At 39.6% G+C, this 18,539-nt stretch carries 21 protein-coding genes; 13 read left to right on the forward strand and 8 right to left on the reverse strand.

What is annotated here, in order from left to right:
- Positions 1–3 precede the first annotated feature (3 nt).
- Together HUX68_RS18565 and HUX68_RS18570 are read left to right on the forward strand one after the other, a co-directional pair.
- On the forward strand, positions 4–237 hold the full coding sequence (locus HUX68_RS18565) for an IDEAL domain-containing protein (protein WP_174616189.1): 234 nt from the start codon (positions 4–6) through the stop codon (positions 235–237).
- 103 nt (positions 238–340) lie between these two features.
- The gene (locus tag HUX68_RS18570) at positions 341–1,633 is read left to right on the forward strand and encodes an MFS transporter (RefSeq protein WP_174616190.1); all 1,293 of its coding nucleotides are present in this window, start codon (positions 341–343) and stop codon (positions 1,631–1,633) included.
- Between the two features lie 183 nt (positions 1,634–1,816).
- Here HUX68_RS18570 and HUX68_RS18575 read toward each other — a convergent pair whose 3' ends face one another.
- Positions 1,817–2,734, reverse strand: a complete 918-nt coding sequence (locus HUX68_RS18575) for a zinc dependent phospholipase C family protein (protein WP_174616191.1) — start codon at positions 2,732–2,734, stop codon at positions 1,817–1,819.
- Between the two features lie 255 nt (positions 2,735–2,989).
- Between HUX68_RS18575 and fumC the strand changes: the two genes are divergently transcribed.
- The 3 genes from fumC to HUX68_RS18590 all read left to right on the forward strand — a co-directional run bounded on the left by fumC (position 2,990) and on the right by HUX68_RS18590 (position 4,927).
- The gene (gene fumC / locus HUX68_RS18580; protein WP_174616192.1) at positions 2,990–4,375 is read left to right on the forward strand and encodes a class II fumarate hydratase; all 1,386 of its coding nucleotides are present in this window, start codon (positions 2,990–2,992) and stop codon (positions 4,373–4,375) included.
- A 34-nt stretch (positions 4,376–4,409) separates the two neighbouring features.
- Positions 4,410–4,598, forward strand: coding sequence for a hypothetical protein (locus HUX68_RS18585; RefSeq protein WP_174616193.1), 189 nt, complete (start codon positions 4,410–4,412; stop codon positions 4,596–4,598).
- Positions 4,599–4,723: 125 nt separating this feature from the next.
- The gene (locus HUX68_RS18590) at positions 4,724–4,927 is read left to right on the forward strand and encodes an alpha/beta-type small acid-soluble spore protein (protein WP_174616194.1); all 204 of its coding nucleotides are present in this window, start codon (positions 4,724–4,726) and stop codon (positions 4,925–4,927) included.
- Positions 4,928–5,052: 125 nt separating this feature from the next.
- Here HUX68_RS18590 and HUX68_RS18595 read toward each other — a convergent pair whose 3' ends face one another.
- Positions 5,053–6,150, reverse strand: coding sequence for an ABC transporter ATP-binding protein (locus HUX68_RS18595; protein WP_174616195.1), 1,098 nt, complete (start codon positions 6,148–6,150; stop codon positions 5,053–5,055).
- Between the two features lie 105 nt (positions 6,151–6,255).
- Positions 6,256–7,131: a PucR family transcriptional regulator gene (locus HUX68_RS18600; protein ID WP_174616196.1), complete on the reverse strand. Its 876-nt coding sequence runs from the start codon at positions 7,129–7,131 to the stop codon at positions 6,256–6,258.
- 155 nt (positions 7,132–7,286) lie between these two features.
- On the opposite strand from HUX68_RS18600, the gene HUX68_RS18605 reads away from it, so the two are divergent.
- On the forward strand, positions 7,287–7,649 hold the full coding sequence (locus HUX68_RS18605) for a YlbF/YmcA family competence regulator (RefSeq protein ID WP_174616197.1): 363 nt from the start codon (positions 7,287–7,289) through the stop codon (positions 7,647–7,649).
- Between the two features lie 113 nt (positions 7,650–7,762).
- Positions 7,763–8,533 carry an enoyl-CoA hydratase-related protein gene (locus HUX68_RS18610; protein ID WP_174616198.1) on the forward strand — a complete coding sequence of 257 codons (771 nt, stop codon included), beginning with the start codon at positions 7,763–7,765 and terminating at the stop codon, positions 8,531–8,533.
- Between the two features lie 54 nt (positions 8,534–8,587).
- Here HUX68_RS18610 and HUX68_RS18615 read toward each other — a convergent pair whose 3' ends face one another.
- Positions 8,588–8,773 (reverse strand): YhzD family protein, encoded by a 186-nt coding sequence (locus HUX68_RS18615; RefSeq protein WP_174616199.1) that lies wholly within the window; start codon positions 8,771–8,773, stop codon positions 8,588–8,590.
- A gap of 150 nt (positions 8,774–8,923) precedes the next feature.
- Between HUX68_RS18615 and HUX68_RS18620 the strand changes: the two genes are divergently transcribed.
- From HUX68_RS18620 to HUX68_RS18640, 5 genes are all read left to right on the forward strand, one after another.
- Positions 8,924–10,159 (forward strand): metallophosphoesterase family protein, encoded by a 1,236-nt coding sequence (locus HUX68_RS18620; protein WP_174616200.1) that lies wholly within the window; start codon positions 8,924–8,926, stop codon positions 10,157–10,159.
- A 1-nt stretch (position 10,160) separates the two neighbouring features.
- A complete protein-coding gene (locus HUX68_RS18625; RefSeq protein WP_174616201.1) occupies positions 10,161–13,127 on the forward strand; it encodes an ATP-binding protein in 2,967 nt (988 codons plus the stop codon).
- A 126-nt stretch (positions 13,128–13,253) separates the two neighbouring features.
- A complete protein-coding gene (locus HUX68_RS18630; RefSeq protein WP_174616202.1) occupies positions 13,254–13,805 on the forward strand; it encodes a GbsR/MarR family transcriptional regulator in 552 nt (183 codons plus the stop codon).
- A 176-nt stretch (positions 13,806–13,981) separates the two neighbouring features.
- A complete protein-coding gene (gene yhaM / locus HUX68_RS18635) occupies positions 13,982–14,926 on the forward strand; it encodes a 3'-5' exoribonuclease YhaM (protein WP_174616203.1) in 945 nt (314 codons plus the stop codon).
- Between the two features lie 139 nt (positions 14,927–15,065).
- Positions 15,066–15,269: a sporulation YhaL family protein gene (locus tag HUX68_RS18640; protein WP_425509528.1), complete on the forward strand. Its 204-nt coding sequence runs from the start codon at positions 15,066–15,068 to the stop codon at positions 15,267–15,269.
- Positions 15,270–15,309: 40 nt separating this feature from the next.
- Here the strand turns inward: HUX68_RS18640 and HUX68_RS18645 are convergent, their stop codons facing one another.
- The 3 genes from HUX68_RS18645 to HUX68_RS18655 all read right to left on the reverse strand — a co-directional run bounded on the left by HUX68_RS18645 (position 15,310) and on the right by HUX68_RS18655 (position 17,156).
- On the reverse strand, positions 15,310–16,197 hold the full coding sequence (locus HUX68_RS18645; protein WP_174616204.1) for a peptidylprolyl isomerase: 888 nt from the start codon (positions 16,195–16,197) through the stop codon (positions 15,310–15,312).
- 57 nt (positions 16,198–16,254) lie between these two features.
- Complete coding sequence (locus HUX68_RS18650) at positions 16,255–16,440, reverse strand: hypothetical protein (protein ID WP_174616205.1); 186 nt, start codon at positions 16,438–16,440, stop codon at positions 16,255–16,257.
- Between the two features lie 170 nt (positions 16,441–16,610).
- Positions 16,611–17,156 (reverse strand): DUF3267 domain-containing protein, encoded by a 546-nt coding sequence (locus HUX68_RS18655; RefSeq protein ID WP_174616206.1) that lies wholly within the window; start codon positions 17,154–17,156, stop codon positions 16,611–16,613.
- A 172-nt stretch (positions 17,157–17,328) separates the two neighbouring features.
- Between HUX68_RS18655 and HUX68_RS18660 the strand changes: the two genes are divergently transcribed.
- Complete coding sequence (locus HUX68_RS18660; RefSeq protein ID WP_246206721.1) at positions 17,329–17,673, forward strand: DUF1878 family protein; 345 nt, start codon at positions 17,329–17,331, stop codon at positions 17,671–17,673.
- Between the two features lie 8 nt (positions 17,674–17,681).
- On the opposite strand, the gene HUX68_RS18665 is transcribed toward HUX68_RS18660, so the two are convergent.
- Positions 17,682–18,152 (reverse strand): GbsR/MarR family transcriptional regulator, encoded by a 471-nt coding sequence (locus tag HUX68_RS18665; protein ID WP_174616208.1) that lies wholly within the window; start codon positions 18,150–18,152, stop codon positions 17,682–17,684.
- Between the last annotated feature and the right edge of the window lie 387 nt (positions 18,153–18,539).

Here is an 18,539-nt window from a genome sequence, read left to right on the forward strand (position 1 = left end):
TCCATGAAAAAACAAAAAGTTGTCTATCGTTTCTTCCCATATCAGGGAGTAGAACTCCACGCCAAAAAAGAAATTCCATTTGAGCTGAAACTTTCATCACGATTATTACTGGATGAGATTTGTTTCAACTGGAATAAGGAAAGATTGGAAAAAGAGATTAATTCGTCCATTGATGCCGGAAATAAAGAGGCATTTATTGGATTAAGTGAAAAATACAGACATTATATCTGGGAATAAGTTATCAGCCTTACCTTGATCGGGTGAGGCTTTTTTACAGGAAAAATAAATAAGAATCAGTAAAAATTTGTTATGCTTATATGGAAGGGGGAATGTAGCACTGATGACGAAAAAGACAAAAATAAGCTGGATGATGTATGATTTCGGTAATTCAGCCTTTTCAACGACGATTATGGCAGCAGTTCTGCCGATTTTTTACTATGATGTTGCTGCAGCGGGTCTCGAAGAATCCCTGGCAACAAGTTACTGGGGATATTCACAGTCAATTGCAGTGTTGATAGTTGCTTTTATGGCCCCGTTTTTAGGTGCAATCAGTGACTTTTCAGCAGCGAAGAAAAAGTTTCTTCAATTCTTTGCTTTTATGGGGATTATTGCAAGTATCCTGCTGGCATTTGTGAATGAAGGAGAATACATATTTGCATCCATACTTCTTATCATCGGAACGATCGGCTTTTCAGGTGCCAACATCTTTTATGATGCTTTCTTGCCTGAAATAGCCGATGAAGATGAAATTGACAAAGTGTCGTCAAATGGATTTGCATTCGGTTATATTGGCGGTGGAGTGCTGTTGGCGATCAATCTGTTGATGATTTTGAAATATGACTGGTTCGGAATGCCAAACGCAACCATAGCGAGCCAGGTTTCTTTTGTGTCCGTAGGCGTATGGTGGTTTGTCTTTTCGCTCCCGCTTTTAAAAAATGTACACGAGGAGAAAAAGACAAAGATAAAACGGGATAAATCCTATGCGGCGATCGGGATCGGCAGGGTTACGACCACATTTAAGGAAATAAAACATTATAAGCACTTATTAATATTTCTGTTTGCTTTTTGGATGTACAATGACGGCATTTCAACCATCATTAAAATGGCAACAATCTACGGACGCGATATTGGAATTGGCCAAAATGCTTTGATTGCAGCATTGCTGATTACACAATTTGTGGGCATTCCATGCACGGTTTTTTTTGGATGGCTGGCCAAAAAAATCACGCCGAAACGGGCACTTTATATTACCTTATACACCTATTTATTTATTGTAATACTTGGGTACTTTATGAATTCCGCATTGCATTTCTATATGCTGGCGATTTGTGTAGGCTTGGTTCAGGGAGGTGCACAGTCCTTGAGCAGATCTATCTTTGGCCGGATGGTACCGAAAAATAAACATGCCGAATTCTATGGCTTTTACGGAATTTCCTCTAAGTTTGCCGCTATTTTTGGACCATTTTTGTTTGCGCTCGTTGGGCAGCTGACCGGTTCAAGCAGACTGGGTATTGTTTCGCTTGTTGTCTTCTTTATCGGCGGAATTATTTTGCTTCGATTCGTCAATATTGAACAGGGCATGAAAGAAGCTCGGCGTCCTCAGACAGCTGAAGAAAGCAACGTGTATGAATAGGATCTATCAAAGTCAGGATCTGTGTTGTGAGGTTCTGACTTTTGGTTTTTGGAAATCGCACATAAATTGGTCGAAATCGCTCATGTGTGGTTCAAAACCGCATATATGATCAGTGAAACCGGACATATTAGTCTTAAAATCGCACATAAATTTGAAACACTTTGTATGTCAGAGCATTTTCATTTAAATGATCGGATCACTGTATCGGTTTTCCAAGTTGAATTCGAGCGGTTTTCCGGTATCGTATGAAATATTGCCGATTAATGCAGTTAGGTTATTTTTGGTGTTTTCATCTGGTTTCTGCCAGTATGTCAGTACTTCCGTCATAATTTCAATGCCTTCTGTTCGTGCCTCGTTATATAAATCAATAAAGCTTTTGGTAGACGGGACTTTTGTTGCGGGATGATACCATGTTTGATGGTTTAAATTTAGGTAATCAACATCCTTTGTAACCGGCTGATGAGAATAAGAATTGATTAATGATTTCATTATTTTATTTTTCCAGCCGTATGGGTCTGCAAGAATTTTCAATGCACGTTTCATATCTTTGTATGCTTTTTGAATATAAGCTTGTTTAACCGGTGTAATATCGGGATAATATTTCTGGATTGATTCATTTAAAAGTTCGGCAATTTCCTTGTTGAGTGACGATCCAACATCAATCTCTTTATAAACCGGGACCTTCCATGTTTTTAAATTGCAGCATTTCTGCATCATTAAGGTGTCAATCAGTACTTCCAGCTTTTGATGATCGCCGCTTTCATATCCTGCCCGGTAATGAATATACGGATGGGCATTTCTGTCCAGAATATGATGGGTGACAAATCCGAATACGTACGCTTGTACCTCTTTTTCGTGATTCCGCGCTTTTTCGATTAAATCAATCAAAAAAGCACCACAGTGTTTCGTATGTAGAGCCATTCCAATATCATGTACAGGTTCATCTTTAATCCAAGGCCAAAAATTATAGTAAAAAAATGGATCCGGACCTTGTGAGCCCAGTTTCATATAAGGTTCGAACTTCGAAAGTGAATAGGGATTATCAATCACTGCATCCACTATTTCTTCGCTGAAAAGCATATGTGTCCATATGTTTGGCATTGTGAAATCCTCCTTGAATAAGACGCCAAATAGAAGGTTTCTGTGATTAAGCTGTATCCTGAATGTATAAAATATTCTGTCGCGTCTCTCATATAATACGTCATTTTACTGTATTATAAAAGAAAAAGGATTGTTGGGGGCGGCCAAATACGTACTATTTTGTGACTGAATCATGGTTTCCGTTAACAATATGTCGGCGAATTTTGTTACAATAAAAATTGGGTATATTATTCATACATAAGGAGGCAACAGACGATGGAATACCGGGTTGAAAAAGATACAATTGGTGAAATTAATGTGCCAAAGGATAAATACTGGGGTGCACAAACCCAGCGAAGCAAGCAGAATTTTCCAATTGGCAACGAAAAAATGCCGGCTGAAGTTATCCGGGCATTTGCCATTTTGAAAAAAAGTGCGGCAAAAGCAAATAGTGAGCTTGGTCTGTTGGATAAAAAGAAAGCCGAGGCAATTGCGTATGCGGCTGACTTGATCATTGATGATAAAATAACCGAACACTTTCCATTGGTTGTTTGGCAGACAGGCAGTGGCACACAGTCGAACATGAATGTAAATGAAGTGATTGCATATGTTGGAAATAAATGGCTGGATGAACAGAGCAGTGATGTTTCCCTTCATCCAAACGACGATGTTAACAAATCACAAAGCTCCAATGACACGTATCCAACTGCATTGCACATTGCGGCGGTACTTAAACTGGAGGATACAGTGATTCCAGCGTTAAAAGCGCTGAAAGGCACATTGAAAGAAAAAGTCGATGCGTATCAGGATATTGTGAAAATCGGTCGTACACATTTACAGGATGCAACACCACTTACACTTGGTCAGGAAATCAGCGGCTGGCATCGTATGCTCGAAAAATCGGAAACGATGATTGCAGAAAGTACACAGCATGTGAAGGAACTTGCAATTGGCGGGACAGCTGTAGGTACAGGTTTGAATGCACATCCTGATTTTTCTGAAGCTGTGTGTAAAGAAATTAATGAAATTACCGGTAAAGAATTTATTTCTGCAGCGAATAAATTTCATGCACTGACCAGTCATGATGAAACTGTTCATGCGCATGGAGCACTGAAAGGGTTGGCTGCTGATCTGATGAAAATCGCCAACGATGTACGCTGGCTGGCAAGTGGTCCACGCTGCGGTATTGGTGAAATTGTAATTCCGGCAAATGAGCCAGGCAGCTCCATCATGCCAGGTAAAGTGAACCCGACCCAGAGCGAAGCTGTGACAATGGTATCTGCGCAGGTTATGGGAAATGATGCAACAATTGGTTTTGCTGCGAGTCAGGGGAATTTTGAACTGAATGTCTTTAAACCGGTTATTGCTTATAACTTCCTGCAATCCTGTCAACTGCTTGCTGACAGTATGCTTTCGTTTGATGAACGCTGTGTACAGGGACTTGAGCCGAATCATGAACAAATTGAAAAATATTTGACGGATTCCTTGATGCTTGTAACGGCATTGAATCCGCATATCGGCTATGAAAATGCAGCTAAAATTGCCAAAAAAGCATATCAGGATAATTCAACATTAAAAGAAACTGCTGTCGAACTTGGCTTGCTGACCGAGGAAGAATTCGAAAAGTATGTGAATCCGAAAGAAATGACATATCCTAAATAAATAAAAAAGCTCACTGCATCGTGCAGTGAGCTTTTTGGATATTCAACATCAACCGCACGGGCGAAACATCAACCGCACGGGCGAAACATCAACCGTACGGGCAAAACATCAACCGTACGGGCAAAACATCAACCGTACGGGCAAAACATCAACCGTACGGGCAAAACATCAACCGTACGAGCAAAACATCAACCGAAGCTGCTCACTGAAAATTCGCCGATAGAACCATGAATTAAACGGATAACAGCCAACTTCCTCGTATCCATATTTTTAAACAACAATTACCAGTTAAAAAACGTGATAAGTTTTGTGGAATTGCTAACAATATGGTTACAGGAGGTGATAAACATGGCTAACAACAATTCAAACCAACTAGTAATCCCTGGTGCTCAGCAGGCACTGGACCAAATGAAAGTTGAGATTGCTCAGGAGTTCGGCGTTAATCTTGGCGCTGATACTACTTCCCGTGCTAACGGTTCTGTCGGTGGTGAAATCACTAAACGTCTAGTACAATCAGCACAACAGCAATTCAGTGGACAACAACCTAAATAAACCCATGGCCTCTAAGGGGACCCTTTTCCCCCTAAAGCAAGAGGGAAGTCATTAAGACTTCCCTCTAATAATATCATTTTCTACTGGTATTTTTTACAATTTCCGGAAAAGTATACATACGGAATTCAGCGAATGCGCTGTTCGGATTCTGCATCAAAAAACAGCGCTTTATTCATGTCAAACGCCAGATCAATTTTTTCACCGCCGTTAATATCAGATCGTGAGTCAACGCGTGCGATGAAGTCCTGGTCATCCAATTTTGAATAAAGATAGGATTCCGCACCCATTAACTCGGCTACTTCAATGACGGCTTTAATCTTTGTATCTGGTGTTGAATCAATGAAAACAGGTTCGTCATGGATATCTTCCGGACGAATGCCAAGCACGACTTCTTTGTCTAAATAATTTTGTTCACGCAAAACCTTCATTTTACCTTCAGGAACTTTCACTTTCGTATCTTCCATCATAAAATAGCCATCCTTAAGCATACCTGATAAAAAGTTCATGGAAGGGGATCCGATAAATCCGCCAACGAAAATATTTTCAGGATGATCGTATACGTCTTTAGGTGCTCCAACCTGTTGAATAATACCGTCTTTCATTACAACGAGTCTTGTTGCCATTGTCATTGCTTCGGTTTGGTCGTGTGTTACATAAATAGTTGTCGTTTGCAGACGCTGGTGCAGCTTTTGAATTTCTGCACGCATTTGCACGCGCAGCTTGGCATCCAGATTAGACAGTGGTTCGTCCATTAAGAATACTTTGGCATCCCGGACAATCGCTCGTCCCAATGCCACCCGCTGCCGCTGACCACCGGATAATGCTTTCGGTTTCCGGTCCAGATATGCTTCGAGACCTAAAATCTTCGCAGCGTTTTGAACACGCTGATCGATTTCATCTTTCTTGAATTTCCTCAGTTTCAAACCAAATGCCATATTGTCATAAACATTCATGTGCGGGTATAGTGCATAGTTTTGAAAGACCATTGCAATGTCACGATCTTTAGGTGCGACATCATTCATTTTCCGGTTATCAATATATAATTCACCGTTCGTGATTTCTTCCAACCCGGCAATCATACGCAATGTAGTGGATTTACCACACCCGGAAGGACCGACAAACACGATGAATTCCTTATTGTGAATTTGCAAATCAAAGTTGTCAACGGCAATTGCTTTTTTGTCATATGATTTCTGAATTTGTTCCAAACGTAATTCTGCCATTTTTTCTCCCCCAATTATGTAAGCGTTTCATTAATTGTAGCGAAAAATTATCATTCGGGTAAATGGCAAACATGCACAAAGATAACCGGGATGTTTGTGCATGTTTTAATTTTTGCTGTATAGAATGGCGAGATAAACAGTCATTGCCTGTTGAAACTGACGGATATCGATACCGGTTTTTTCAATGAATTTGTCCAGTCGGTACTGCAAACTGTTGCGGTGCAAGTGCAGTTTTTTTGCGGTAACGGAAATATTCAAATTACATGTGATGAACATCTCGATGGTTTTCAACAATTCTTCATCATGCCTGAATTCCCCGAGGATTAATACTTCGGCATTGCCTAAAAACTTGGAATCGGCTTGATTGAGCAGTATGTAATGAACTGCTTCAGTATATGGTATAACAGCTTTTTCCGAGTGGGGGAAAGCGCTGTCGGCACCTTGAACAAGCATCGCATAGTTTTTCCTGACATCCTTTAGTGAATCATGACAGGGTCCAATCAGAAACTTAATTTTTACATAGAGATCACTCATGAGAATATTGATGATTTGATCAAATGACAGGTCAGCATCAGGATTTGTTTCAATTATGATCCCTTCATGCTCGTTTCTCCAAATAATCGGTACCTGTTTTGCAAAAAAAGCTTGAATTGCCTCCTTAAAGGCAGCAGGTTCTAACTGGAATTTGGAAAATGAAAAATAAATAATTCGGTATGGAGCGATGTCCGCTGTCTCAGGCTTATAACCATGCAGCAAACGGTTCCATTTTTTCTCCTCGGAGGTCATTTCAGGAATGGCAATATGATAAGGCTGCAGAAAAGCACTGAGAAGTGTTACATCCTTTTGACTCAATTCATCTTTTGCTATTCCGATTAAATCATTATCTTTGGTACGAAACCAATGATAATGTTCCGTATTTTCTGTGGTTAGATCTTCAAAGAAAATTAATGAAATAAAAATTTTACGAAGCTTATTTATCATAAAAATGCCTCTTTCCATCGTCTTTTTTTTATTATAGCAGGTTAACAAGTTGCGAAAAACTGATTTTACGCTCTGTTGCTGAATTTCGTCAGGGTATACAGGACTTCGTTCGTTTGATATAGTTGGTTTAGTTAAATAATGAAGGAGGATACAACGTGCCTAATATTTACGATAGTGCATACGATTTGGAAAAAGCAATCCGAAACAGCGAGGAATTCCAAAACCTAAAAAATGCTTATGATGCTGTGATGGCTGATGAGTCTGCCAAGCAGATGTTCGATAATTTCCGGAATACACAAATGGAGCTGCAGGAAAAACAAATGCAGGGACAGGAAATTACTGAAGAAGAAGTTGAAAAAGCGCGCCAGGTTGTTGAACTGGTTCAGCAGCATGAGGATATTTCCAAGCTGATGGAAGAAGAACAACGCCTTAATGTGGTTATCAATGATGTCAGCCGGATCATCACAAAGCCACTTGAAGAACTGTACGGAAATCCCGAACAAGAATCAAACGAATAATAAAGCATGGCTCGTATCATTTAGTGTTACGGGCTTTTTTTATAACATCAGAATTAAGATAGACCTTTTAAGAAAAAATTCGGCATCAGTAAAACGGTAAAGGGGAATGCGGAATGAGCATGGTTTTATATGAAAGCAAAAATAATATTTCTTATGTTACTTTAAATCGCGCGGAGCGGTATAACGCGTTGAACAAGGAAATGCTTGAGGGACTTCTGGAAGTTTTGAAACGAGTGGAAAATAACGATGACCGGGCAGTTATTGTCAGCGGCCAGGGCAATGCGTTCTGTGCAGGCGGTGATATTGGCATGATGACCGATTTTGCTGAGAAAGAATTTTATGAAGCAGTGATGAAAACAATTGAGGCTGTTGTGGTGAAATTGTACATGATGCCGAAAATTGTTATTTCGGCAATCCAGGGGTCAGCAGTAGGTTTGGGTTTGAGTATTGCTTTAACCGCCGATTATGTTATTGCACAGGATGAAGCAAAAGCAGGTATGCTGTTTGCCGGAGTTGGGCTTGCTCCTGATGGCGGGGGACATTTTTGGCTAAAGGAGCGAATGGGAATCCATCGCGCAAAACAGTTTACCTGGGGGATGCGCCAGGTAAGTGGGACAGAGGCAAAAACCATGGGACTCTTCGATGTAATTACGAAAGAAAGTGCTGTTGATTATGCAAAAGCGATGTCGGAACAATTGAAGAGTCAGCCGCATGCTGCGATGCTGAAAACCAAAATGATATATCACAATCAAAATGTCGACGAACTTAAATATTATTTGGAAACTGAACGCAGGTCACAATGGGAGCTTCGTAACACAGAAGACCATCAGGAGGGGGTTCGGGCCTTTCTGGAGAAAAGGAAACCTGTATTCAAGGGGCAATAATACAAAAGTGGCAGATCACTGTCATTATGGGATCTGCCACAGCTAATCTGCGAATTACCGATGGAACAGTACCAGTTTTGCCTCTGGTGAAACACAGCGGTGTGTATGTTCATTGTAGCCTTCCTCTTCAAGACGTGCTGTACCAACTTTCTTAGCCTCTTCATTATTAGCAGCTTCAAAAGACTCATCCATCAGCTTTTCACCGGATTTATCAAATACAGTTAAATTGTACGTTTTCATAATCGGTTCCTCCCCCGAAGAATCAATGTAATTATATTAAATGTATCATAAAACAAATGGAATGATAAGAAATTTAAGAAACAATCGAACGTGCATTCGTGTTTGTTTTCTGATAATATGAAATTACAGGTTTGAAAGGGGATTTATCAGATGCCGGAACAGATTACGTTTATTCATACTGCGGATTTACATTTGGACAGTCCATTCATCGGACTTTCCCATATACCGGAACATATTTTTAAGAAGGTCAAAGACAGTACTTTCGACGCGTTAAGCCAACTGGTGCAGGCAGCTGTAAGCAGGAATGTTGATTTTGTTCTGATAACAGGTGATTTATTCGATAATGAAAAACAAAATCTGAAAGCGCAAATCAGGCTGAAACGTGCTTTTGAAGAATTACATCGACATCAAATCAATGTTTATTTGTCATATGGTAACCATGATTTCATCAATGGCAACGTTCATCCGGTTGAGTTTCCGGAAAATGTGTTTGTATTCCCGGACGAAAATGTCACCAGCTTTACGTTTGAAAAAAATGGGCAGAAAATGGCGTCTATTTATGGATTCAGCTATGAGAATCGGGCTGTAACAGAAAATAAAACATCGGAGTACCAGCCGTCAGAAATACATAATCTCTTTCACATTGCGATGCTTCATGGAAGTCTTTCCAGTAATACCGAACATGATGTTTATGCCCCGTTTCAGCTTGGTGACTTGACGGAAAAAGACTATGATTACTGGGCTCTCGGGCATATTCATAAACGTGAAATTTTAAAGGAAAATCCGGCTGTCGTATACCCTGGCAATATTCAGGGCAGAAACCGGAAAGAATCCGGTGCGAAAGGCTGTTACCATGTTGAGTTAACTTCTTCCGGTGCAACATTGACGTTTGTTCCGCTTCAATCCATCCAGTTTAATGAGCTGAATGTGGATGTTGCCGATTGCATCAATCCTCACCATCTTGAACAGAAAATACAGCAGGAAATCAGTTCAATATCCACTCACATACCGCAACTGCTGCATCTGAATTTGAAAAACAGCTTTGCGGAAGTCAGTCGATGGAATAACGACGGATATTTACAGGATATGCTTGAATTGATCAATGAATCTCTCGCTCATCAGGCAAACTGGAAAATGATTTACCGCTATAAGATTGAACAGACCGATTTTGTAAATGATCAACAGTTAGCTGAAGGTCATCATTTCGCTGGGGAATTAATTCGCCATATTGACGGATCCGATATACAAAGCCATTTGTCAGAACTATACCGAAACAGGCTTGCACGAAAGTATATGTCCCCTTTGAATGATGACGATGAAAATGAAATTAAACAGCGGGCGAAACAACTGTTAATTGATGAACTTTTGCAACATGGAGGTGAGTAGGATGGAAATCAGATACGCCCATATATTTGGTTTCGGCAAATGGATTGATACTGACTTTGATTTTTCGGGCGGGTCTTACATATGTGTATATGGTGAAAATGAGTCCGGAAAGACGACAATTCAGCAATTTTTAATGTTTATGCTGTTCGGTTTTCCGCCGAAAAGACGTTCTGCATTCCGACCTAAACAAAGTGGAAAAATGGGGGGGAGGCTGACATTGTTTGATCAGGATATAGGGGAGTTTACGATTGAAAGAGTTGATGGCGTTCGAAATGGTTCAGCTGTCTGCCATATCCCTGATGGGGAAACGTATGGTGAAGAATGGCTGCAAAACCATCTGCATGGTATGACATATGGCGCATACCAATCGGTTTTTACTTTTTCGGCACTTGATCTAATAGCTCTGCAGCATATGAAGGAAGAAGACCTTGGGGAGGTATTGCTGGGCATCGGATTGACTGCTTCAGCCAATATCCATGCAATTGAAAAAAAATTGGACAATAAAATTGGGGAACTGTTTAAACCAAGCGGAAGAAAACCTATCATTAACAAGCAATTACAGTCACTGGATGAACTCTATGCGTCGCTTCAAAAAGATACGAACACAGAAAAGACATACCGTGAAAAACAAGCAATTGCTCACCAGTTATTAACTGATATCAATAAGCTGCAGGAACAGGTTAAGGAGGAAAGGTTAAAATTGAACCGGCTGGAGCGACAGCAGCAGGCATTGCCAGTGGCGCATGAATTTCGAGAAGAAAAAAAGCTGCTTTCAGTCTACTCTGAGTCGATCCCATTTCCGGAAAAAGGGGAGGCAAGACTTTCGAAGCTGAATAGTGAATTGCTTCCACTTAAAAGTGAGCTTTCTGTATTACGGGGGAATGAGGAAACGTATGAGGAAAAACTGATTTCCCTTCGTTCAAATTTATTGGATAAACAGATATACGAAAAGGCTGGGGAACTACTGAAGCAGCAACCGGTATTTTTCGAACAAAAGCATACGTTGACATCACTTTCAGCGTCCATCACCAAACACGAAATACAACTGGAAGCTGAATTGGAACAAATGGAAATTGGACTCAGCCGATCAAACTTAAATGGGCTGACACTGCCATTTCATCTTGAAAACGTGTGGGATCAAATAAAAAAAGACAGGGAAGAAGTGGATACTGAAAAGGAAAGACTGGAAAGAGCGAATCAGCAGCTCAAAGCTAACAGGGATTACCTGCTGGAGCAGAGAAAAGCGATAACAAATGATCTGTTATCGGAACAAAAACGAAAAGAATTTGAAAATCAGATTAACCGGCATAACGAACAGTACTATATGGAAAAAATGAAACAGGAGGCCACCCGACAGCAAACTGGTTTGGAAACAATGCGTAAAAAACAGCAGAAACAGTCCCGTATGTTATTATTCGGGAGCATTGCAGCTGCAGTTGTACTGTTCATTATGGCTGTTTTCAACGGTGAGTCTACGCTCTACGTGGTGGGTGCATTTCTTGCATTGGCAGGTTTTTTGCAATGGGGACTTGCAAAAAAACCGGCTGCGGAAATGGAATCAATTACGCGTGATGACCTGTCTTTTTCAGCGCAGATTACTGAACATGAGAAAGACGAAGCGAGCCGTTTGCTTTCCCTTCATGAACAGAAGAAAAATGAATTAACTGCAATCCAGGACAGACTTCGTAACGTGGATATTGAGTTTTTGCAATGGAAAGAAAGGAAAAGAGGACTTGACCAGCGGGAAAATCGGCTGCTTGAGCAAGTTTCGCTGCAGCTTGCCGATTACCCGTTTTTGAAGCAGGTTCAAATTCATTACTGGCCGGATTTGTATAATAAACTGAAAGCGATTTTGAATGTGTATCGTGATTTGAATTATTTGCAACAGCAGTATAATGAATTAATGGATGACCGCCAAAACGTGAATGACCAGTTGAACGGGTTTTACCATACAATGAATTGGGAATCGGCAAATAAATCAATTGAAACCAAATTTACGGAAATCGAACAACTTCCTGAAAACTATAAACGAGAGCTGGGCATATTGGATCAGTATGAGAAGTGGTTGAAAGAGAATAGGGAGCAGCAGGATCATATATTGCAAAAAATGAATGTTTATCAATCCGAAAAACAGGAGTTATTGAATATTGCCAATGCTGCGGATGAAGAGGAATTTTTAGGAACGGCAAAACAACTTGACAGGCGGCAGACGCATGAAGCAAACATCCGGAAGCAGCTCAGCCAATTAAATACACTTCTTAACCCTGATGAACTGGATGTCCTATTGGCAGATGAACCGCTTTATCAGAGTGATCTGGAAAAATGCATGGAACAGGTTTCGGAACGGATTGCCGGATTGGATGAGGCTATTAATGAAAAGCGGCAGCAGTATGCAGATATCAATGCTGAACTGTCTGGAATGGAGTCATCAGAATCGCAATCTGATATACAGCACCGATTTGCAATTGAATCCGAACAGCTTAAAAAACTTGCCCATGAATGGTCTGTTTATAAGTCTGCCAAAGAAATGCTGAAGGAAACCAAGCGGAATTACCGTGAAAAGTATATCAATCATGTGCTGGCAAAAACGGAAAGTTACTTTACCCGAATTACAGGTGGTTACTATCATGCAGTATATCCGCCTTCAGCAGCGGAATCTTTTCGGGTGGAGGCAAAGGATGGCTTACGGTATACAGCAGGGGAACTTTCAAAGGGTACGATAGATCAGCTCTATGTGTCGCTCCGTCTGGCAATCGGTGAGGTAATGAGTGAAAAGCATAAATTACCGTTTATAATTGATGATGCATTTGTGCATTTCGATGCGGTTCGAATCCAACAGCTGGTTGACATATTGGCTGAAATTTCAACAGCACGTCAAATCATCTTCTTTACCTGTAAACAAGTTGTTTCAAAAGCAGCTGATGGCATTCAAATTATCGAATTGGATAATTCTGTTCGCATAAGTTAGCCATTAATGATAAACTGTTTTCAGATAACGCTCAACTAACATTCAGTGGATGGTTTTTCCACTGAATGTTAGATGAACGAATCGGGCTTGAACAAAGGAAGAAAATTGTACGCGGAGGGACTTCCATTGCCTAGAAAAGAAGTGCAGAATGACATTCAAAAGTACGAGGAGACCATTGAAAAATTTATTCAAGTAATCGCTAAAAACATGACCTTGTATGGTATTACCCCTTCCGTGGGACGGTTATACGGGGTGCTGTATTTTTCCGAAGATCCAATGACACTTGATGATATGCGGGATGCCCTGGAAATGAGTAAAACAAGCATGTCAACAGGAGTTCGCGCTTTGTCGGAAATGAAAATGGTTGAATCGACGTTTAAACGGGGAATCCGAAAAGATTTATACGAATCGGAGGAAGATTGGTACAAATCCTTTACTTCACTTTTTGGAAATCGCTGGCGCCAGCATACCGAAGTAAACATTGAAGAAGCTGAAGAAGCAGTGCAGGAATTAAAGGAAATAATGCAGCGTACTGAGGATAAAGCATTGCAGGAAAAGGTTGAGCATGATATTGAACGACTGCGTTATGCTCAAAATTACTATGCATGGCTGATGAAATTCATTCAGGTAATCGAGTCAGGTGAAATATTTAACTATATACCAAAAAACACTGAATAAAAAACACACACTGAAAGTGATTGGCAGAAAGACACAGGAAAATATACATCTTTCGTCAATCCTTTTTCAGCAGGTAAGAAAGTATAAAATCCTTTCTTACTGCAAAGTGCAACTATGGCTGTCACTTTAAGGCTTTGTGACTACCAAGTTTTCTAATACCCGGGGGAGGATTTACTTTGAAAAAAGGGATAGGTCATTACAATATTGGGGATGCTTTTGACAACTTTATATTAATTAAAGAGGCTACAAGAGGTGTTGCAAGTAACGGTAAACCTTTTCTGACGCTGATCCTTCGTGATGCTACAGGGGAGATTGATGGAAAACTTTGGGATGTATCAAAAGAGGATGAAGAAGTGTTTGTCGGCGAACAAATTGTCCGGATTGCTGGTGAAATTAATCAATTTCGCGGAAAAGCTCAGTTAAAAATTATTTCCATCCGTCCCGCACAGCCGACTGACGGTGTAAAAGTCGGGGATTTTGTGGAAAAAGCACCGATAGATAAAGAGGAATTGCTTGCGAACCTGACGGAAATTATCTTCGAAATGCAAAATCCGGCAATACAGCGAATAGTCCGTGCTTTTATCAAAAAATATCAGGAGCCCCTGCTAACGTACCCCGCTGCTGCAAAAAATCATCATAATTATGTTTCCGGCCTCGCTCACCATATCGTAAGCATGCTTGGCGTAGCGAAAGAGTTGCATAAGCTGTACCCTGAACTGAATAAGGACTTATTGTACGCTGGAATTATTTTACACGACCTGGGTAAAATGAAGGAATTATCCGGTGTCGTTACGACTTCCTACACTATTGAAGGGAAACTGCTTGGACATATCCCGATGATGGTCGAAGAAATTGGTCAAATGGCTAAAGAACTGCAGATTGAAAGCGAGGAAGTACTGATATTGCAGCATCTGGTTTTGAGCCATCATGGTAAAGCAGAGTGGGGAAGTCCCAAACCGCCGCTTGTCCGGGAAGCGGAACTTCTCCATTTGATTGACTTAATCGATGCCAAGATGAACATGCTAAACCGCTCACTCGATAAAGTAAAGCCGGGAGAATTCACCGAGCGTATCTTCGCTATGGATAACCGGTCGTTTTATAAACCAACATTTGAAAAATAACACAGCTGTCAGTGTTACAGGTAAAAATCTTCCACTGTTTTCATAGGCGAAATCCAATATTAAACTTTCTTTTCATTCATGTTTTCGGCTTTGTTGTCATATATTTGTGGTAGACGAAGATGGACAAGGGGGGCTAAACATGATTTTGGGTGTGCCTTGGTGGGTTTTCCTGATGATTATTTTCATTTTTCTGAGTGGATATATGGCATTCAGGGCCATGCGGGCTGAACGGGAGCTCGAACATCAATTTATTGAAAAAGAAGGCAAAGTATATATGGATCGGTTGGAAGAGCTCCGCGAGCAAAAATCCAACAGGGAAAGGGAACAGCATGGTTCGGAATAAAAATTCGGCTAGTCCACATAATGTGAACTAGCCGATATTTTTATCCTTTAGCATTTTGTTTTTTCTGATTTTGCTTAAACATATCTTCCAGGCCGTCAACTTTTACGTCGATTTCAGCTTCCTGAAGGAGATTGTTAATTTTTTCGCGGGCTTTGTTGACATCCATTCGCTTGTTCAGAATCGTACGGCGGATGTCATCTTTATTATCCTCAAATGATCCGATATCTTTTTTCTTATCACGTTTATCGGTGACTTTAATAATGTGGTAACCAAATTGTGATTTAACAGGGTCGCTTACTTCGCCTACTTTCAAATTATAAGCTGCATCTTCAAATTCCGGAACCATTTTTCCGGTTGAGAAATAGCCAAGTTGCCCACCTTTTTTGGCTGTGCCTTTATCGGTGGAGTACTCTTTTGCAAGTTTTGCAAAATCAGCTCCGTTTTCCAGTTTCTGTTTTACTTCTTTGGCAGTTTTCTTATCCTTAACCAAAATGTGTGACGCCTGGATTTCCGTCTTCATTCGTTCATATTTCTGTTTTAGTTCTTTTTCTGTAATTTTAATGTCTTCTGCTACAGCTGCTTCCTGAAGAAGGCTGATTTTGATTACTTTACGGAAAGCTTCTTCGTTCTTGTACCCCTGTTGCTGGAGAACGGTTTCGAATTTGTCGCCCAATTGTTCTTTTACTTTGTTAATTTCTTGATCAATTTCTTTTTCCGTAACTTCATATTTATCTTCCAGTACTTCAACGGTTACCAGTTCACGAAGGACAGTTTCACCATACCGATCCTTCATGGCTTGATAAAATTCTTCCTTGGTTACATCACCGGCATTTGTTTCAACGACAGCTTCCGAATCATCGCCGGAAGTGCAAGCGGAAAGGGTAAATACTGCTGCTGTAAGTGTTGCAGCCGCAACTAATTTTTTCATCCAAGAACACTCCATCTTAGTTTATTTTTTCAATTATTATGTTATTTCTTCACTTACTCAAGTAATCTGGTTCATTACTTTTACATAGGAAGAGATGAGCAGTACAAGAATCATAATATTAATAACCCGAAAAACTGATGATTGTTTTGCGTCCTTCATTTCCATTTTTGTGCAGAATTGCTGGGTTAATGAATTAAATATCAGTAAAATAAATACCGCATACACCGGAAATAAAAATGTCATTCCAAAACCCCCTTAACAAGCATACCACATAATCCATATTTAATACTTTATCAAAAGTTGTCCTTCATGAACAGACCTAAAATTACTAAAAATCAAAGCAGTCGTGTCAATAACGTGGAATTTTTCCTCATCAGTGAAACAGCCATCAGCAGATTTACTGCTGATGGCTGTTACTCATACGCCTTTACAAGAATGGAGATTTCATCATCGGTACTTTCAATATAAGAATGTTTAGGTGCTTTTACAATATTGAAAACATACAAAAAGTCAGTTAGTGTAATTCCAATATGAAAAGCTGTAAATATTAGAAAATATACATGATAATGGACGAAAAGGAAGCTGCCCATGAGTCCCGGAATGGTCAGGAACATAGTAGGTGCTATTGCTACCACTATCGATGCTTTTTTTGTTAAATGTTTTTTTGTATAATAGTTAATAATAGGAAACAGTTTATTTTTACGTTTGAAAACTAATTTTGCCCGCTTATTCATCATAATTAATGGTAAGACATGCATAAATGAATGAATCGTCGGCAACAAGAACAATGCTATCAGTAACGGAATAATTCCATAATCATAGATTTCCACTGTACCGTGGATAATTGAAATCGGCATATAGAGAAAAATGAATACAGCCAGACCGATCAAAAATGACAGAAGATATAATCGGTTTAAACCAAACTCTTTATTAATATTTATGGATTTCCAACAATTCATTTTTGATCCCTCCAGTTCCGTTCAAGTTTCAAGTCTTTAAACTCCTCAAAGAATAATAGTATGTTTTCATTGGAAAATCAACCGTTTTTCATAAGTTTTTTTATAAGTTTTTTTTACATTATAAATAGCGTCATCACGCAAATTGATGGACATCAAGTGGGAGGTCATTTTTTTGAATCTGGTCAGCAATGAAACGTTATCTTTTCAAGTACAGTTACTTTCAAAGGTAATTGATGTAAAACAATATCCATTTATTAAGCTGGTGGTTGAAAAGAGCATCACTTATGGGGAATATGAACAGCTTATGCAGCAACTGGCCGATTTGAACAGTCGGTATGAAGCACAAAAGGAGGAAGGTCTATTGGACTTCACACCGCTTCTTGTCCATTTTGCCGGCATGCTGAATGAAAAATTAGATCCGAATACGACCATTTTTGCACTAAAAAAAGAAGGATATTATCCTTCTTTAATGAATGTGTTTATAAATATACTGGCTGGAAGTGGAGAGCCGGGGTGAAGAAATAGTCAGTTCTGTTTGATTTCACGCATGGCCTTTTCCAACTGTTGATGGAATTTAATAATATTATTCAGGCGGTTGTTTAATGGGGAATTTGGAATGTTTTCATTTTTGAATTGCTTTTTAATGTCGTACAGTGAATCTTTTTGATGGTTAGCTGCATCGATCCATTTACCAGTATAAGAGTTCATGATGGTTTTAAAGATTTGTTCATTTGCTACATATAAATCTTTTCTTACCCCTTTTTTCCAGACACGTGTGACAAGGTTAAAATCGGATAAGCTCCGAATACTGGTACTCATGGATGTCTTGCTTTTTCCCAATGCTTCACTCATTTCATCAAGTGTCATTGGCGCTTCCTCCAAATATAAGTAGACAAATAGTCTTGCCTCCAATGTTGTAAGCCCAAACATTTCAATTGTTTTTGAAAACTCCGTGATAATTTTTTTGGTAAGGTCCTCAATATTTGACTCAAGCATAAAATCCTCCTAACACCCTGCTATATTAAGGTTACAACAAAGTGATTTTTTTTGAAAATCGATAATTGGGTAGATATTGAACGAAAATCGTAGTAAATAAAAGGATAAATCAATAAAATTTCATACAGAATAAACTGTACGATTAAAATAAACAAAATTTATGGTATTTAATGTTTGAAATATAGATGTAATACTTATATAGTAAATAGAGTGGGTGACGGAGAGAAGGTTCTATTTAATTAGTGAAATATGAGTAGATTCCTATATTTATGGACTAAAACTAATAATTTAGTTGCAAGACTTTCGTCACTTTTATGGCCGAATAACATGCATAAAGGGAGGAACAATAAGAAGATGGCCGGATCTCACGGTAGACTGCTGACTTCT

It is taken from the genome of Virgibacillus ihumii (assembly GCF_902726655.1).
In the GTDB taxonomy this organism is placed as follows: Bacteria; Bacillota; Bacilli; order Bacillales; family Amphibacillaceae; genus Lentibacillus; species Lentibacillus ihumii.

Bases quoted from the DNA above. Each gene is read 5' to 3' on its own strand.
- HUX68_RS18565 (WP_174616189.1), top strand. From the start codon at position 4: ATGAAAAAACAAAAAGTTGTCTATCGTTTCTTCCCATATCAGGGAGTA.
- HUX68_RS18570 (WP_174616190.1), top strand. From the start codon at position 341: ATGACGAAAAAGACAAAAATAAGCTGGATGATGTATGATTTCGGTAAT.
- HUX68_RS18575 (WP_174616191.1), bottom strand. From the start codon at position 2,734: ATGCCAAACATATGGACACATATGCTTTTCAGCGAAGAAATAGTGGAT.
- fumC (WP_174616192.1), top strand. From the start codon at position 2,990: ATGGAATACCGGGTTGAAAAAGATACAATTGGTGAAATTAATGTGCCA.
- HUX68_RS18590 (WP_174616194.1), top strand. From the start codon at position 4,724: ATGGCTAACAACAATTCAAACCAACTAGTAATCCCTGGTGCTCAGCAG.
- HUX68_RS18595 (WP_174616195.1), bottom strand. From the start codon at position 6,150: ATGGCAGAATTACGTTTGGAACAAATTCAGAAATCATATGACAAAAAA.
- HUX68_RS18600 (WP_174616196.1), bottom strand. From the start codon at position 7,131: ATGATAAATAAGCTTCGTAAAATTTTTATTTCATTAATTTTCTTTGAA.
- HUX68_RS18610 (WP_174616198.1), top strand. From the start codon at position 7,763: ATGAGCATGGTTTTATATGAAAGCAAAAATAATATTTCTTATGTTACT.
- HUX68_RS18615 (WP_174616199.1), bottom strand. From the start codon at position 8,773: ATGAAAACGTACAATTTAACTGTATTTGATAAATCCGGTGAAAAGCTG.
- HUX68_RS18620 (WP_174616200.1), top strand. From the start codon at position 8,924: ATGCCGGAACAGATTACGTTTATTCATACTGCGGATTTACATTTGGAC.
- HUX68_RS18625 (WP_174616201.1), top strand. From the start codon at position 10,161: ATGGAAATCAGATACGCCCATATATTTGGTTTCGGCAAATGGATTGAT.
- HUX68_RS18640 (WP_425509528.1), top strand. From the start codon at position 15,066: ATGATTTTGGGTGTGCCTTGGTGGGTTTTCCTGATGATTATTTTCATT.
- HUX68_RS18645 (WP_174616204.1), bottom strand. From the start codon at position 16,197: ATGAAAAAATTAGTTGCGGCTGCAACACTTACAGCAGCAGTATTTACC.
- HUX68_RS18650 (WP_174616205.1), bottom strand. From the start codon at position 16,440: ATGACATTTTTATTTCCGGTGTATGCGGTATTTATTTTACTGATATTT.
- HUX68_RS18655 (WP_174616206.1), bottom strand. From the start codon at position 17,156: ATGAATTGTTGGAAATCCATAAATATTAATAAAGAGTTTGGTTTAAAC.
- HUX68_RS18665 (WP_174616208.1), bottom strand. From the start codon at position 18,152: ATGCTTGAGTCAAATATTGAGGACCTTACCAAAAAAATTATCACGGAG.